Source organism: Sorangium sp. KYC3313, from assembly GCF_052075895.1.
GTDB lineage: Bacteria > Myxococcota_A > Polyangia > Polyangiales > Polyangiaceae > Sorangium > Sorangium cellulosum_B.
In genome coordinates this window covers 445,373-460,360 of record NZ_CP197255.1, presented here as the reverse complement: position 1 = coordinate 460,360, position 14,988 = coordinate 445,373, and the positions used below count along the sequence as shown (strand labels likewise).

The following is a 14,988-nucleotide window of genomic DNA, read 5'->3' as shown; positions in this document are numbered from 1 at the left end:
CTCAGCCGCCCCGGCCCTTCTCGAGCTCCTGCTTGAGCGTCTCGAGCTTCTTCGTGTCCTCGACGACCTGCTTGAGCATCCCGCTCAGATCGTCGTTGCCCTCGAGCTTCGCGAGCAGATCGTTCAGCCGCTCCCGCGCGCGGAGCAGCGCGCGCAGCGGCTCGACCTGCTCCACGAGCTGCTCGGGCCGGAAGTCATCCATGCTCTTGAAGGAGAGGCTGACCTTCAGCTTGCCGCCCTCGTCCGTGAGCTTGTTGTCGACGAGGCACGTGGCCTCGGGCGCCACCGCGGCGAGGACCTCATTGAAGTTGTCGCGATCGATCTCCACGAACTTGCGGTCCTTGAGCTTGGGCCGCGGCGCCTCGGAGGTGCCCGACAGGTCCGTCATGATCCCGACGACGAACGGGATCTCCTTCTTCTCGATCGCGCCGCCGGTCTCGACGTCGTAGGTGATCTGCACCCGAGGCGGGCGGTTCCTGCTCAGCCATTGTTGCTTGCTCTCTGCCATGGTCGTTCCTTTCTCCCGCGGCCTCGGTCGAGCGTGCATCTCGCGCGGACGCTCTCCCCGGGGCCAATCCACCCTCGCGCGGCCGGGCCGGGGGCCGATCGTCGGATCGGGCCGGCGCCGGCGGTCTCATGAGATCATCCGGCGTCGCCCTCCTCCCGGCCGCGCATGCCGAGCAGCCGGTAGATCGCGACGAGGTCGTCGGCGCTCGACACGAACTCGCCGAGCAGCTCCGCGAGCGACATGTTCCCCCAGGAGATCGCGCGCTTCACGAGGTACGGGACGGGGCTGTGCGGCTCCGTGCGAAGGAGGTAGTCGGCCGCCTCGTTGAGCCGGCGATACGCCTCCACCCGACTCTGGATCACCGGGCCCGGACCCCGCGCGGGCGCCGGGTCCTCCGCGCTCTGCGCTGGGGGCTCTCCCGCGGCGGGCGCCGGTGCGTCGTCAGCGTCAGCGGGCTCGCCGAGGGCGGACGCCGTCGCGGCGCCGAGCAGGCGGAGCGCGCCGCGGGTCCGGTGGAGGACCGGGGGGCGGTCCATCCTCGCCGCGAGGCTCCGCTCCAGCGCCTCGGCCGCGGACAGGGCGGCGCGCGCGTCGCGCTGGAGCGCTGTCCATCGCGAGCGATCGACGAGGGAGAGCCGCGCCGCGAGGGGCTCGGCCGAGCGCGCGCCCTCGGCCGGGCCGCCGCCGTCCATCCGGCCGCTCTCCCAGTCGGCGAGCGTGCAGGGGGGGCGGTCGTCGCTGCCTTCGAGGAGCGGGACCATCCGGAGCCGCCGCGCGAGCGCCTCGTCCAGCCAGCCGACGAGGTCGCCGCGCGCCTCGAGGCCGTCGTCGTCGAGCGCCGGGAACATCGCGTCCCAGTAGCGATCGCAGAGCTCCGCGATCAGCCGGAGCCCCGGCGCCGCCGCGCCGATCCCGCCGATCTGCGCCCACGCGTCCGTGAGCCAGGCGGCGATCTGCAGGTCCTTGGAGCGCCGCGCGAGCGCCTCGGCGCAGAGCTCCGCCACGAGCTTCCAGTCCGCCGCCTTGAGGCGCGTCGCCCACACGCCCTGCGGCAGCGTCGGATCGTCCTCGCGCCGGGCCTCGCGGACGCGATCGTAGGTGCCCTCGTAGCGCAGCGGCGCCCCGGCGGGCGCTGCCTGCGAGATGGGCGCGAGGAGGCGCTCGATGTCGATTGCGATGGTGCGTTCTGCCATGCGTGCCTCGTTCGTCGCTGCTGCCGCGCTACTCGCTGTCGAGCACCGGAGCGGTCGTCGGGAAATCGGGGTACTTGAGCTGCTTGTCCTTCTCCTTGCCGACGAGGCCGAGCCGCACGAACACCCGGGCCGAGCCGCCGGTCGTACCGGCCCGCTCCAGCCAGCCGCCGGCGGGATCGGGGATCGTGAACACGACGAGCTGGAGGATGTTGGCGACGGCGTCCTCCTTCTTCAGCTCCGCCTCCTCCGCGGCGTGCGTGTGCATCGCGATGAGCCGGAGGAGCGCCCAGGGGCCGCTCGCCTCGAAGGTCGCCGTCCGCTCCTTCGCGACCGCGCCGGCGTTCTGCTCGACCGACGGGATGTCGGGGCTGTTCTTCGCCCACCGGAGCGTGAGCTGGACCGGGTCGCCGAGCCGCCAGGTGGCGGTCGGCTTCGGCCCGCCCAGGAACAGCCGCTCCTCGGCGATCCGCAGGCTCCACTCGGCGATCTGGTTGCCCGCCACCTCGCGCGCCTGGTTGACGCGGAAGGCGGTCGTGACGTCGAAGGAGCCGTCCATCGTCGCGTCCCCCTGCGCCCACATCGGCGCGAGGAACTCGCGCACCTTCTCCATGCGGTCGAGGAAGCGCACGACGTCGCGGGCGGCGGCGCCGCCGCGCAGCGACAGCACGGGCCGGAAGCGCTTGCGGAAGTCGCTCGCGCTCTGAAGGAAGAGCCGGACGTCGTCGGGGTTCGCGTCCTCCCGTTCGACGCCCGGATCGAGCCGCGCGAAGGGGAAGCGGTCCGCGAGCGAGCGGTGGAACGAGCGGCGAAGGCTCGGGTATTTCGTGCGGATCTCCTCCGTGGCGAGCGTGGCGCACCGATCGCGGAGCAGGACGAGGATGCGCCGGCGCCGCCTGGCGAAGTAGTCGTCGGAGCGCACGTCGACCGGCACGCGCTCGATCTGCGCGATGCAGTTCTCGAACGTGACCGTGGGCAGGTCGTTGAGGAGGAAGCGCTCCAGGGCGGCGACGCTGTTGCCGGCCTTCTTCCCCTCGTAATCGCGGAGCGCCCCGACGATGTGTTGCCACGGCGCCATGCCGTTGACGGACCGGGCATCGGCCGCGACCTCGGCGCTCTCCAGCAAGCCGAGGACGGGCTCGGCGAGCGCGCGGGTCAAGGCGTCGGCCCGGCCCCGCTGCGCCACCGCGTACTCCGCGAGCTGCGCCCCGTCGCCGTCGGCGAGGCCGAACGCCTCGAACGCCGGGCTGCGCTCGCCGTTCCACCAGAGGAACGTCCCGTTCTTGACCTCGTAGAGCCCGTCGGCCTCGAGCGTCCGGCTGGCGAGGGTGAGCAGGTACGCGCCCTGGCCGCGCACGAGCGCGCGGACGCGATCGCGCACCTCCTCCAGCCCGAGGCGCCCCGCGGCCGCCAGGATCTCCCGCAGCGGCTCGCTCGCGAGCGCGAGCGTGCCGACGTCGGCGCGCACCGTCTCGACGCGGCGCGACTCGCTCGGAGGCGGGGCCATCTCCCGGCGCGCGGCCTTGCCGACCGCGGCGAGGACGTTGTCCCGCAGGTTGCGCAGGGCGAGCTCCCCGAGCGTGCCCCGCACCTTCTCCGGGAACCGCTTGAGCCCCTCCTCCTGCGCGAACGCCTCGTACTCCTTGAGGCGCTTCGCGCCCTCCTTGAGCTCCTCGACGTTCCAGCTCAGGCGCGCGTCGTCGAGGGTCGCCGGCAGCGGATCGACGTTGTCGACGGGCTCCATGAAGCGCTGGCGCAGGAGCGCGGTCGAGGGCTCCTTGAGGGCGGCGACGAAGGGCGAGAGCTGGAGCTGCACCTCGCCCTCCTTGCGCACGAGCAGCGGCCCCGAGAGCGCTGTCTCTGCGCCGCCCAGGTAGCTCTTCAGGAGCAAGAGCCGCCCCTCGCCGTCGTCTTTCACCAGGCCGTAGGCCGGATCGCCGAGCAGCTTCAAGGTGCGGACCGCCGCGAGCAGGCGATCGAGCGCGGCGTTCGGCGGGAGCCTGTCGGCCGCGACCCAGGAGAGGGTGGGCGCGCCGAGCCGCGCCTCGGTGCGCGCGATCGCGTCGTGCAGGGCGGCGAGGCTCGCGGACCGGTACTCGGGGCCGCCGCGCTCGAGCTCCTTCAGCCCCCGGACGAGCGCGTCGACGTCCGCGCGCAGCGCGGCCTCGTCGAGCGTCCGCGAGATGCGCTGGTAGAGCTGGCTGAAGAGGCGATCGGACCGGGCGCGCGCCGGATCGCGGTACGCGTCGAGGCCGAAGGCCGCGAGGGGCGGGATGGCGAGGAGCGCGCGCCGCTGGTAGGCCGTCGTGCGCGCGGGCGGGAGCCTGTGCTGGAGGACGGATTCGGCCAGATCGGCCACGCTCTGGACGCGCGCGTCGCCGGCCTCGGTCGTGGGATCCTTCGGCGGTCCGGCCACGAGCGTCTCGAAGCGCGCCACCTGCCCCTCGAACGCGGCCACCTCGCGCAGCCAGGCCTCGAGCGCGACGTACTCCGGCGTGCGCTCCAAGGTGGCCGCGGCGATCTCCGCGCCCGCGGGGAGCAGCGCGGGGGGCTCCCCGAACAGCGGGCCCGTCCTCGCGTGGAGGCCGACGCGGAAGGCGTCGAGGATCACCCGCTCGTAGGCGCTCGCGATCGCCTGCTCGATCCGCGCGTCGATGCCGCTCAGCCACGATCCGGGCACGAGCGCGGAGCGGAGCCGCGTGCCCTCGATCGCGCTCAGCCCCTGGAGCAGGCGGACGGAGCGCTCCGCGCGCACCGCGCCCGAGGGGTCGGCGCTGGGGTCCTCGAGCTTCATGTGGCGCAGGCTCGCCGCCAGGTCGCTCAGGAAGGGGAGCAGCGACGCGACGTGGCGCTCCAGGCGGTTGCTCTCGAGGCCGAGGAAGACGCTGTAGAGGAGCGCGAGCGCGACGGTGGCGATCCTCAGCGCCCGCACGACGCGCTGCCGGCGCTGCAGCGTGAGGCGGGTCGGGCGCGCCAGGCAGGCCTCGGCGATCACCTTCCTCTCGAGGAGATCCCGCGCGAAGAGCGCCCGTCGCCCGGCCGGCCTCTCCGATGGCGTCGCGGGCTGCGCGGGCTCGGGCTGCGCCGGCGGCTCCAGGCCGACCCAGGACAGGCTCCGGACCGCGACGGGCTCGCCGCCATCGTTCGGGCGGAGGAGGTCCTCCAGCGACCGCCTCAGGGGCTCGCGCAGCGCGAGGAGCGCGTCCGGAAAGAGGAAGTACGCCTCGACGCCCGCCGCAAACGGCCGGTCCGCCGCGAGGCGGCGCGCTTGCATCGCGGAGAGCGCTGCGCCGACGCTGCCGAGCGCCTCGTCGACGAGGCCCGCGGTGCTCTCGACCCAGGCGGCGCCCGGCTGCGCCCAGCCGAGCGTCGCCTGGCGGAGATCGGCGTCGAGCTCGTGCGCGAAGCGGTCGAACCCGGCGAGCCGGTCGCTCTGCGTGATCGCGAGGTGGACGGGGACCTGCATCCCGAGGTGCTGCTGCGCCTCGTCGAGCCGCAGGCGCAGGTGGGCGATCTCCCGTTGCTGGGCCGGCGCCGCGCCGTCGCTGTCGAGCAGGTCGCGGGCGGAGAGCGCGACGAGGATCCCGTCGACGGGCCGCTCGGAGCGCGCGCGCCGCATCGCCTCGAGGACGGCGCGGAAGCCGGACCCGTGAGGCGCCCCGCCGCCCTGCGGCTCGCTCTCGAGCAGCCGCCCCGCCGGCTCGACGAACATCGCCCGCTCGAAGAGCCACACCTGGCAGGTCGACGGATCGCCCAGCGAGCGCGCGGTCGTCCCGGAGCGCGGCGTGAGCCCGGCGCCGGCGAGCAGCGTGGATTTGCCGGCGCCGGCGGCGCCGAGCACGAGGAAGCACGGGATCTCGTCGGGCGACGCCCTGAGCGCCGCGCGCGCTGCGGTGAAGAGCCCCGCCATCTCGCGCTCGAGATCGTCGGTCGGCGCGGCGCCTGCCGCGCGGCGCCGGCGCCGCGCGCGGAGAAGCAGCGCCAGACCGACGAGCGCGGCGACGAGCAGCGCGAGGGCGATCGCGAGGGGCCACGTCACGGCGCGCCCTCGATCCGGTCGAGCTCCTCGACCACGCGATCGACGCGGTACAGCCAGACGCCCTGCGCGGCGAGCGCCAGCAAGCCCGCGACGACGGCGAGCGGGACGACGCCGGCGCGCAGCGACGGCAGCCGGCTCCGCGACGAGCCCCCGAGGGTGTGCGCGTGGGCCTGGGGGCAGAGCTCGGTGAGCCCGGTGGCCAGGGTGGGATCGACGCGCTGGAGGTGGAGCGCCAGGTCCTGCCGGTACCGCTCGGGCTTGTCGCGCAGGCCGAGCGCGCGGTATTTGCCCTGGAAGCCGAGCGCGAGGGCGGCGAGGTAGACGAGCAGCAGCGCGGAGGGGGCCGCGTCGTGCCCGGAGAGCACGTCGTCGAGCTTGCGGAAGATGCGCTCGCCGGAGACGTAGGTGTGGAAGATGTGCGCCTCCAGCGGGCGCTCCGCCCACGCGTACCGCCCGTCCCATTCGGCCTGGAGGAGGAGCTCATCGGCCATGGCGGCCATCACGTACTGGGCGTCGTCGTAGGCCCGGAGCTCGTGCTTGGTGAGCTTGCGGCCGAGCGAGACGGCCTGGGTCTCCAGGAAGTCGACGAGGCGCTGCCGCACCGTCTCGATGCCTGGCGCGAGCCCTCCGTGCGCGAGGGTGACGAGCTGTCGCTGCCGCACGACCTCGGCGTAGAACGCATGGAAGGCGTCGAGCAGGAGCGTGCTCCCCGCGAGCGCCTGCACGGGGCTGCCCTGGAGAGGGGCCGGGGCCTCCCGTCGTGGCGTCTCCACGGTGGCTGTAGCTCCTGCGGTCATGCTCGCTCGTCGGTCGCTTTCACGTACAGGACGAGCTCTGCAGGCCCGGCGGCCGCCGAGGGATCTCCCGTGTTGAAGATGAGGAGCGGCTCGCCGAGATCGAGGTAAGGGCTCGACGGCTCGAGCTCGAAGAGCACGGTCCCTGCGGGCGCGATCAGATCCCCGTGGCGATCGACGCGCCGCCGTCCGGCGCCGAGCACGCGGCTCTGCTGCATCTCGCGCGCGCGGCGCGCCGAGCCGATGAGCGCGCCCTCGACCCAGCTCACGACGTCTTTTTCCTGCGCCCCGCGGCGGCCGCGCACGGCGACGAGCACGGGCCGCCCGGCGAAGCGCCGCTGGAACTCCACCTGGTAGCGCCCGTCGCCGAAGTCGAAGGGGTGAGCCGTGAACGACTCCAGGATGCCCTCGTCGACGAGGCGGAAGACGTGGTCGCGCGCGGTGCCGAAGGTGACCCGCAGATCGTCGTGCTGGTAAGCGGGCAGGACGGGCGGGACCGGCATGCGGGCGAGGGCAGCGAGGTGGCCGACGAGGGAGGAGAGCGCGAGGTAGAGGGCGTAGGGGTGAGATCTGCCCGTGCCGAGCACGACCTCGAAGGGGGGCAACGCGGTGACGAGGGCGTGGATTTGCCGGCGCAGCTCCTCGAGCACGTCTCGCTCCTTGCTGCGAGAATGCGCGCTGAGCCTGTCGGCGAGCCGCAGCGCCTTTTCACGCAGCCGCGCGGTGATCTGGCCGCACATCGCGCCGAGCGGGGAGGTGAGCGGGACGGACATGCTCGGCGGCAGGTATTCGGTGCGCACGAACGCCTCGCCTTCGCGCCGCACCTCCGCGATGGGCAGGCACACGAAGCGGGCCGGCGGCGCCGCTGCGACGAGCAGGCGCGCCACCGGGACGAGGCGCGGGATCGGGAGCGGCTCCTCTCCCGTGTTGTCGTCCGGGACCGGCGCTCCTTCAATCGAGCGATAGCGGGCGAGATCGCCCCCGGTCGCGGCGCCGCCGAGGTGCTCCTTGGGGACGGCGAGGTACGCGGTGAGGGGGCCTGACGCGAGCTCGGCGGCGTGGGGCTTGAGGTCGACCTGGAGCTCGGGATCACGCGCGGTGTGATGGACGACGAGGTGATCGGGGAGCACGGCCTCGACCTCGAGGAGGCGCAGCGTGCCGCTCGCGAGGAGCCCGGCGTCGATCTCGAGGTGGTGGACCCCGTAATGGAACGGGTGGAGCTGCCCGAGGTGGTAATCGAGGAGGCGCTCCGAGCGCCTTGCGGCCTCCTGGAAGTGCTGCGGCGAGAGCAGCATGCCGTCGTGCCACTGGACGGCGGCGGGCACCTCGGCGGCGCGCCTCATGCGTGAGCTCTCCTGGCGAGGCGTGGCTGCCCGGCAGCGTGGCTGCCCGTGGCGTGGCGCGTCGGGAGTTTGCCCGCGGTCATCGGTTTTGCTCCAGGGCTTCGAGGGTGGTCACGGCGAAGTCCCCGTCCTGCAGCTCGATCCGGATCCGCTGCTGGGAGCCGAGGCGGATGCGGTGGGATCCGGGCGCGCGGTAATTCGCGAACACGAGCGGCTTCGCGTTTCGGGGGATCTCCACCACGACCGGAGGCGGCGTGTAGCCCGGCACGAACTCCCATTCCCACTCCGTGAACGCGTCTCCGCCAGGGAAATCACGCCGGAGCTGATCCCTTTGCTCGTACCACTGCTTCGCCGACATCTCGGCGAGGCGCTCGAACAGTTTCGTGTCATAGACAGCCAGGAGCGTGACAGGGATCGGGGAGTTCTGGTTCGCCAGCGCGGCGATGCGGATCTCGAGAAGAAGGCGAGTAGCGACCACCCCGCCCCCGCAACCCATGAGCGCGCAGGCCGCCAGCAGGGCCCCGAGGGGGCGGCGGAACGATAGCCGGCGCCCCCGGACGCCGGTCGGGTACGGCATGGAAGCGATGGTAACTGGGGGCGCGCGGCGCATGGAAAAAAACTGCAGAGGCCGGTGAAGCGGCCGATGCGGGCGAGGCGCTCGCCCGGTTGCTGCAACGAGGCGTGAGCGCCGCGTCGAACGGCACGGCGCCGGCTGATTCGGTGCTGTGCGCGCGGAATGCTTCAGGCGCACTGGCAACGAGTCCGACACACGAAATACCTCTTCGTGTCGAGATGTTCATGTGTGCAGGGCCGGCGCGGTGTGCCGTGGTCTGAGGAATCCGAGGAAGGAACGACCTCGGAGGGCCTCGCACGAGAGGAGACGGGCTCGGTCTCGCGCCGCGCGAGCCGGCGGCCATGGGGCTCGTGACCGCGCACTATTCCGTTGGCCCGCGCTAGGCACCCACGTAAGATGCAGCGGGGACTTGGTTGTGGAGGAGATGCCGGCTGCGCAGGACGGGCGCGGAGGCGCCACGACCTTCTTGCCACCTTGATGGAGCACCTGAGATGCCCGCTTCGACCTGCGCAGGGTCCGACCAACTCTCCTCTTCGCCGCGTCGTCCTCTCGACCGTCGGTCTGGCAGCTGGGCGGCGGCGGTCCTGCTGGGGTGCGCGCTGCTGGGGTCGACGGCGCCGGCCAGCGCGAGCGATCCAGAGCAGCTCTTCGAGAAAGGGATGGCAGACCTTCAGGCCGGTCGTCACGACGCGGCGTGTCCTCTGCTTCGCAAGAGCTATCGGCTGGAGAAGCGGCCGCGGACGCTGTTTCATCTTGCCGAGTGCGAGGAGCGGGCGGGGCGCATCGCCACGGCGGCGCTGCACTACGATGAATACCTCGACGCGCTCGAGCGCCTGTCCCCTCCGGAGCAGCAGGACGAGGCGGCGCGGCAGAAGCTCGCGCTCGAGAGGCGGGAGCGGCTCGACGCCGACATCCCCCGGGTGACGTTCCGGCTGCCGGAGACGGCGCCGAAGGGGACGAAGGTGACGCGGTCGTCGAAGGCGAGCCCGGTGCCGGTGGTGCTCGGGGTCCCGGTGCCGGTCGATCCGGGAGAGCAGTGGGTGAGGACCGAGCCGCCCGGGGGGCCGCCGCGGGACAGGCGGTTCTTCGTGAACCGGAGAGAGCGCCAGACGATCGATCTGACGGTGGCGCAGCCCGGCGATGAGGCGAAGACGGTGCGATATAGCCGGCCGCTCGAGCCTGTGCCGGTGTTGCTCCCTCCATCCATCGACGACGGGATGTCAGGACGCCGGCTCGGCATGTACATCGCGGGGGGCGTGGGATTGGCAGGGGTCGTCGCCGGATCCATCGCAGGCTGGGTGACGTTGAGCCAGAAGGAGACCATCGCGGAGAACTGCCGCGACAGCTTCTGCAACAAGACGGGGGAGGAAGCGATCCACACGGCGGCGGTCGCGAGCCCAATAAGCACCGCGAGCTTCGGGGTCGGCCTGGGCGCGCTCGGGGTGGCGGTGGTGTTGCTTCTGACGGAGCCGGTGCCTGCACGCGTGGGTCAGGCACCACGGCGTCGCCTGGGGGCCGCGGCGGACCCGGAGCCATGGGCAGGGGGCAGCGCGCGCGAGGCTGTCGCCGGGATGAGGTGGGTATGGTGATGCGCGGGTCTGGGTGGGGAGCGAGCTCGGGTGGGGCACGGCGCCGCACGGGCAGGGGGCCGAACATGCCGGCGGGCCTCGTCCTGTTCGCGTTCTGGGTGCTCGCGACGGTCGCCAGCTGCGCCGACCTCCTGGGCGTCGACACGGAGAGCGAGCACAATCCGTGCAACGATCCCAACGCGGATGAGCTCCCTCCCGTCTCGTGCCATGAGGGCCGAGGGATCTGCTGGGTGCTGCTCGACGCGTGCGACGATCTCGGGCTACCCGCCACCTGTCCACCGCTCGAACCGAAGCCCAGCGATACGTGCAACGACAATTTCGACAACGACTGTGACGGCGCCATCGATGAGGATGATTGCGCCTGCCAGAACGGGGCGGAGAAGCTGTGCTACCCCGCGTCGCAGGACACCCTGGGCCAGGGGAGAGGTCTCTGCCGCGAGGGGACCCAGGCCTGCCAGAACGGCGTCTGGGGGCAGTGCGTGGGGGCCATCATGCCGACGCCCGAGCTCTGCGATCAGCTGGACAACGACTGTGACGGCGAGGTCGACGAGGGGTGCCCTTGCAACGACGGTGATGAGCAGTTCTGCTACAGAGGGCCGGAAGGCACGCTCGGCCATGATCCGTGCAACTATGGCCGGCAGCACTGCAACGAGGGGCGCTGGGGCGAGTGCAAGGATGATGTCCTCCCCAGCCTGGAGCGCTGCGACAACCTGGACAACGACTGCGATGGCGTGACCGACGACCTGCCCGGCGTCGGGTTGCCTTGCGAGACGGGGCTCTCTGCCCGGTGCAGCGCAGGTACCACCCAGTGCGACGCCGAGGACGGCAGCATCCGATGCCTGCCCAAGGCGACGAGCGACGCCGAGGCGTGCAACGGAGAGGACGACAACTGCGACGGGCAAGTCGACGAGGGCCCCTTTTGCTGCCCGGACAACGCGCTGGACGGCAACGAGAGCGACATCGACTGCGGCGGCTCGTGCCTCGAGAAGTGCGAGGTCGGCGAGATGTGCCGGGATGACGTCGACTGCAAGACCTCCATCTGCGCGGGGACGAGGTGCCAGCCGAAGAAGGGGCTCGGTGAGCCCTGCGACGCGGACGTGAAGTGCGAGAGTACTCACTGCGTCGACGGTGTGTGCTGCGACGCCGAGTGCTCGGCCCTCTGCTATGCGTGCACGACGTCACTGCGAGGCATCGGACAGGACGGTGTCTGCGGACCGATCGCGTCCGATCGGGACCCGGATGAAGAGTGCAACTCCCAGGCACCGGCGACGTGTGGCAACACGGGCTTCTGCAACGGTGCTGGCGCCTGCCAGCAGCACCCGGCGACGACGGCGTGCAGGGAGGCGACCTGCAGCGCCGACGGCATCACGCTGGAGCTCGCGGACACGTGCAATGGGAGCGGGTCGTGCGTGGACCGGGGCAACCAGAGCTGCGCTCCTTTCAGCTGCAGAGGCGACGCGTGCACCGACCAGCTTCGCCCTGGGGAGCCGTGCACGTCGGCATCCGAGTGCGCGGACGGCTACTGCGTGGACGGCGTGTGCTGCCAGACGGCGTGCGGAAACGGCAGTCCGGGCGACTGCCAGGCGTGCAACGTCGCCGGCCACCTGGGCACCTGCTCTCCGAGCCCTGCCGGGGCGATCTGCCGCGGGGCCACGGATGTTTGCGACGTCGCCGAGCTGTGTGACGGCGCCAGCACGGTGTGCCCTGCGGACGGCGTGCGTGACGCGGGCGTCGTGTGCCGTTCGAGCACGGGGGACTGCGATGTCGCCGAGGCGTGCAACGGGCTGACGAAGGCGTGCCCCGCCGAGGCATTCAAGCCGAGCGGAACGGTGTGCCGCGGTGCGGCGGGCGACTGCGACGTGCCGGAAACGTGCACCGGTACGGGGGCGGTGTGCCCGGACGATGTGTTCCGATCGAGCACGACCGTGTGCCGTGCGTCCGCCGGCGCGTGTGACGTGCCGGAGATGTGCAGCGGCCTGAGCCCGGCGTGCCCGGGCGACACGCGGTTGCCCAGCGGCACCGTGTGCCGCGAGGCGGAGGGCGAGTGTGACATCGCGGAGACGTGCAGCGGTACGAGCGCGGTTTGTCCGAGCGATCAGAGGAGGCCCAGCGGGACGGTGTGCCGTGAGGCGGGGCCGGGCGGCTGTGACGTGGAGGAGCGGTGCAACGGGACGAGCCCAGCGTGCCCGGGCGATGCGGTGAGGCCGTCCGGCGCGGTGTGCCGTGCGTCGGCGGGGGCGTGCGATCTCGCGGAGGCCTGTGATGGATCGAGCGCCGTGTGTCCGGGCGACGCGGTGAGGGCGAGCGGGACCGTGTGCCGCGCCGCGGCGGGCGGCTGCGATGTGGCGGAGACCTGCGATGGGGCGGGGACTGCGTGCCCGGGCGATGCGCGTGCGCCGAGCGGCACGGTGTGCCGCGCGGCGGCGGGCGGCTGCGATGTCGCGGAGATCTGTGACGGGTCGAGCACCGTGTGCCCGGCCGATGCGATGAGGGTCGGCGGAACGGTGTGCCGCGCGGTCGCGGGCGACTGCGACGTGGTGGAGACCTGCGATGGGGCAACGGCCGCGTGCCCGAGCGATGTGGTGAGGCCGACCGGTACGACGTGTCGGGCGGTGGCGGGCGGTTGCGATGTGGCGGAGACGTGTGATGGGGCGACCGCCGTGTGCCCTGTCGATGTGGTGAGGCCGACCGGAACGGTGTGCCGCGTGGTGGCGGGCGATTGCGATGTGGCGGAGACGTGTGATGGGGCGACCGCTGCGTGCCCGAGCGATGCGTGGGTGCAGAGCGGCACGGTGTGCCGCGCGGCGGCGGGCGATTGCGACGTGGCGGAGGCCTGCAACGGGACGGCCGCTGCGTGCCCGATCGACGCGCGTGTGCCGAGCGGGACGGTGTGCCGCGCGTCGGCGGGCGAGTGCGATGTGGCGGAGACCTGCAACGGGTCGGCCGTATCGTGCCCGAACGACGCGATGAGGGCGAACGGAACGGTGTGCCGCGCGTCGGCGGGCGATTGCGACGTGGCGGAGACCTGCAATGGGTCGGCCGCTGCGTGCCCGATCGACGCGCGTGTGCCGAGCGGGACGGTGTGCCGCGCGTCGGCGGGCGATTGCGACGTGGCGGAGACCTGCAACGGGACGGCCGCTGCGTGCCCGAACGACGCGCGTGTGCCGAGCGGGACGGTGTGCCGCGCGGCGGCGGGCGATTGCGATGTGGCGGAGATCTGCAACGGGACGGCTGCTGCGTGCCCGAACGACGCGCGTGTGCCGAGCGGGACGGTGTGCCGCGCGGCGGCGGGCGATTGCGACGTGGCGGAGACCTGCAACGGGACGGCCGCTGCGTGCCCGAACGACGCGATGAGGGCGAACGGAACGGTGTGCCGCGCGGCGGCGGGCGATTGCGACGTGGCGGAGACCTGCAACGGGACGGCCGCTGCGTGCCCGGACGACGCGCGTGTGCCGAGCGGGACGGTGTGCCGCGCGTCGGCGGGCGATTGCGATGTGGTGGAGACCTGCAACGGGTCGGCCGCTGCGTGCCCGAACGACGCGATGAGGGCGAACGGAACGGTGTGCCGCGCGGCGGCGGGCGAGTGCGACGTGGACGAGCGGTGCACCGGCACGTCAGCTGCCTGCCCGGCGGACACTGAGCCATGCGGCCTCTACGCCTGTGCGGGTGACGCGTGTCTGATGAGCTGCACGGACGACTCGCAATGCGTCGCTGGGGCCTTCTGCACGGGGAACCTGATGATCCCCGGCACATGCCAGGCGCACACCGTGGTGCTGCTCGGCGGCGCGAACGGGATCCTCGGCGCCCACTTCCATCCCGGCGAAGGCTGGCAGACTGCGACGATCGCCGATGCGCAGACGGCGAGCCGCGTGGCTGTGGCGCTGAACCTGGAGGGAGGGATCGGGCTGGTTCGTGGCAGCTCGGGTCCGAGCCTCAACAAGCTGCGGTACACGCGATGGGATTACGCGGACGGGAGCTGGACCGACTTCGCAGCGGGGGTTGGCGGGGACCTCAACATCCTGGCCTGGCCGGCGCTCAGCTCCGAACCGCACTCTATCAATGCAGCGTTCCTGGTGAGCGGAGATATGGGCCTTAAGTACCGGTACAACTATTTCTCCGGCGGTGCCTGGAATTCTGCTGAGGGGGAGGAAATGTCTGGAACCGCGTCCGTGTTGGCGCCTGACATCGCGGTGCTACCATCGGGCCATCCGGCGGTGGTCTATACGACTGGTAGCGCGACCGATGAGACGCGCCAGCTACGTGTCAGGGAGAGGGATTCGGTCAATGTATGGACCGCTGAAATCTTGCCCAGCACAAGCATCTCACCAGATGTGCCGGCCTCGATCACAACCTTGCACGGTGGGAGCGGGGCTGATCTGCTGGTGGTCTTCGTGAACTCGGGCGGGCAGATCCACTGGACGAGACGCACGGGGACGACGTGGAGCACGCCGACACGGATTGGCTCGCACACGACGGGGCATCAGGTCGCGCTCGCCGCTCTCGATGGGGGGCGTGCCGTGGCGGCCTATCGGTCGAGCTCCAGCGGGACAGCGGGAAGGTTGTTCACGAGCTTCTTCGACCCGAGCGGCAGCGGCAGCTGGTCGGGGCCGACGGAGCCTGTCAGCGGCATCCGCGTCGTGGGCTCTCCGGCGCTGGCCCGCGGCGTCGGCGCCGGCACCTCGGCGGCGGCCTCCGTGGAGCTCGCCTACGTGCTCGACTCGACCGGCGGCGGCACCGGCACATCCGGTGCCATTCGCCACACGCGGTGCACCGCGATGACCTCCGGCGCATGCAGCAGCTGGACCTCCGCCGTCGGGGTCGGTGCCGGCACGGGCTTCAGCTCCGTCGCCATCGCCAGCATGCCGTGAGGAACGGTGTCCTTCCTGGGCATGTGATGCCTGACTCGCCTTGGGAGTGTCGAATCCCAGCGCCTGGCCACACGGAAGCCTTC

General features: G+C 72.1%; 8 protein-coding genes. 2 read left to right on the top strand and 6 right to left on the bottom strand.

Annotated elements, in window-relative coordinates:
- Position 1: 1 nt before the first annotated feature.
- From tssB to ACSRUE_RS01805, 6 genes are all read right to left on the bottom strand, one after another.
- Positions 2-508 carry a type VI secretion system contractile sheath small subunit gene (tssB, locus tag ACSRUE_RS01830; RefSeq protein ID WP_437762354.1) on the bottom strand — a complete coding sequence of 169 codons (507 nt, stop codon included), beginning with the start codon at positions 506-508 and terminating at the stop codon, positions 2-4.
- 134 nt (positions 509-642) lie between these two features.
- Positions 643-1,701, bottom strand: a complete 1,059-nt coding sequence (gene tssA / locus ACSRUE_RS01825) for a type VI secretion system protein TssA (protein WP_437762353.1) — start codon at positions 1,699-1,701, stop codon at positions 643-645.
- Positions 1,702-1,729: 28 nt separating this feature from the next.
- Positions 1,730-5,737: a type VI secretion system protein gene (locus tag ACSRUE_RS01820; protein WP_441289513.1), complete on the bottom strand. Its 4,008-nt coding sequence runs from the start codon at positions 5,735-5,737 to the stop codon at positions 1,730-1,732.
- Positions 5,734-6,534, bottom strand: coding sequence for a DotU family type IV/VI secretion system protein (locus ACSRUE_RS01815; protein ID WP_080599230.1), 801 nt, complete (start codon positions 6,532-6,534; stop codon positions 5,734-5,736). Before ACSRUE_RS01815 ends, ACSRUE_RS01820 begins: the two co-directional genes overlap by 4 nt.
- Positions 6,531-7,874, bottom strand: coding sequence for a type VI secretion system baseplate subunit TssK (gene tssK / locus ACSRUE_RS01810; RefSeq protein ID WP_437762350.1), 1,344 nt, complete (start codon positions 7,872-7,874; stop codon positions 6,531-6,533). Before tssK ends, ACSRUE_RS01815 begins: the two co-directional genes overlap by 4 nt.
- A 79-nt stretch (positions 7,875-7,953) precedes the next feature.
- On the bottom strand, positions 7,954-8,451 hold the full coding sequence (locus ACSRUE_RS01805; protein WP_441289512.1) for a type VI secretion protein: 498 nt from the start codon (positions 8,449-8,451) through the stop codon (positions 7,954-7,956).
- A gap of 656 nt (positions 8,452-9,107) precedes the next feature.
- Between ACSRUE_RS01805 and ACSRUE_RS01800 the strand changes: the two genes are divergently transcribed.
- A complete protein-coding gene (locus ACSRUE_RS01800) occupies positions 9,108-10,037 on the top strand; it encodes a hypothetical protein (RefSeq protein ID WP_441289511.1) in 930 nt (309 codons plus the stop codon).
- Between the two features lie 65 nt (positions 10,038-10,102).
- Positions 10,103-14,905 (top strand): hypothetical protein, encoded by a 4,803-nt coding sequence (locus ACSRUE_RS01795; protein WP_441289510.1) that lies wholly within the window; start codon positions 10,103-10,105, stop codon positions 14,903-14,905.
- Positions 14,906-14,988 lie beyond the last annotated feature (83 nt).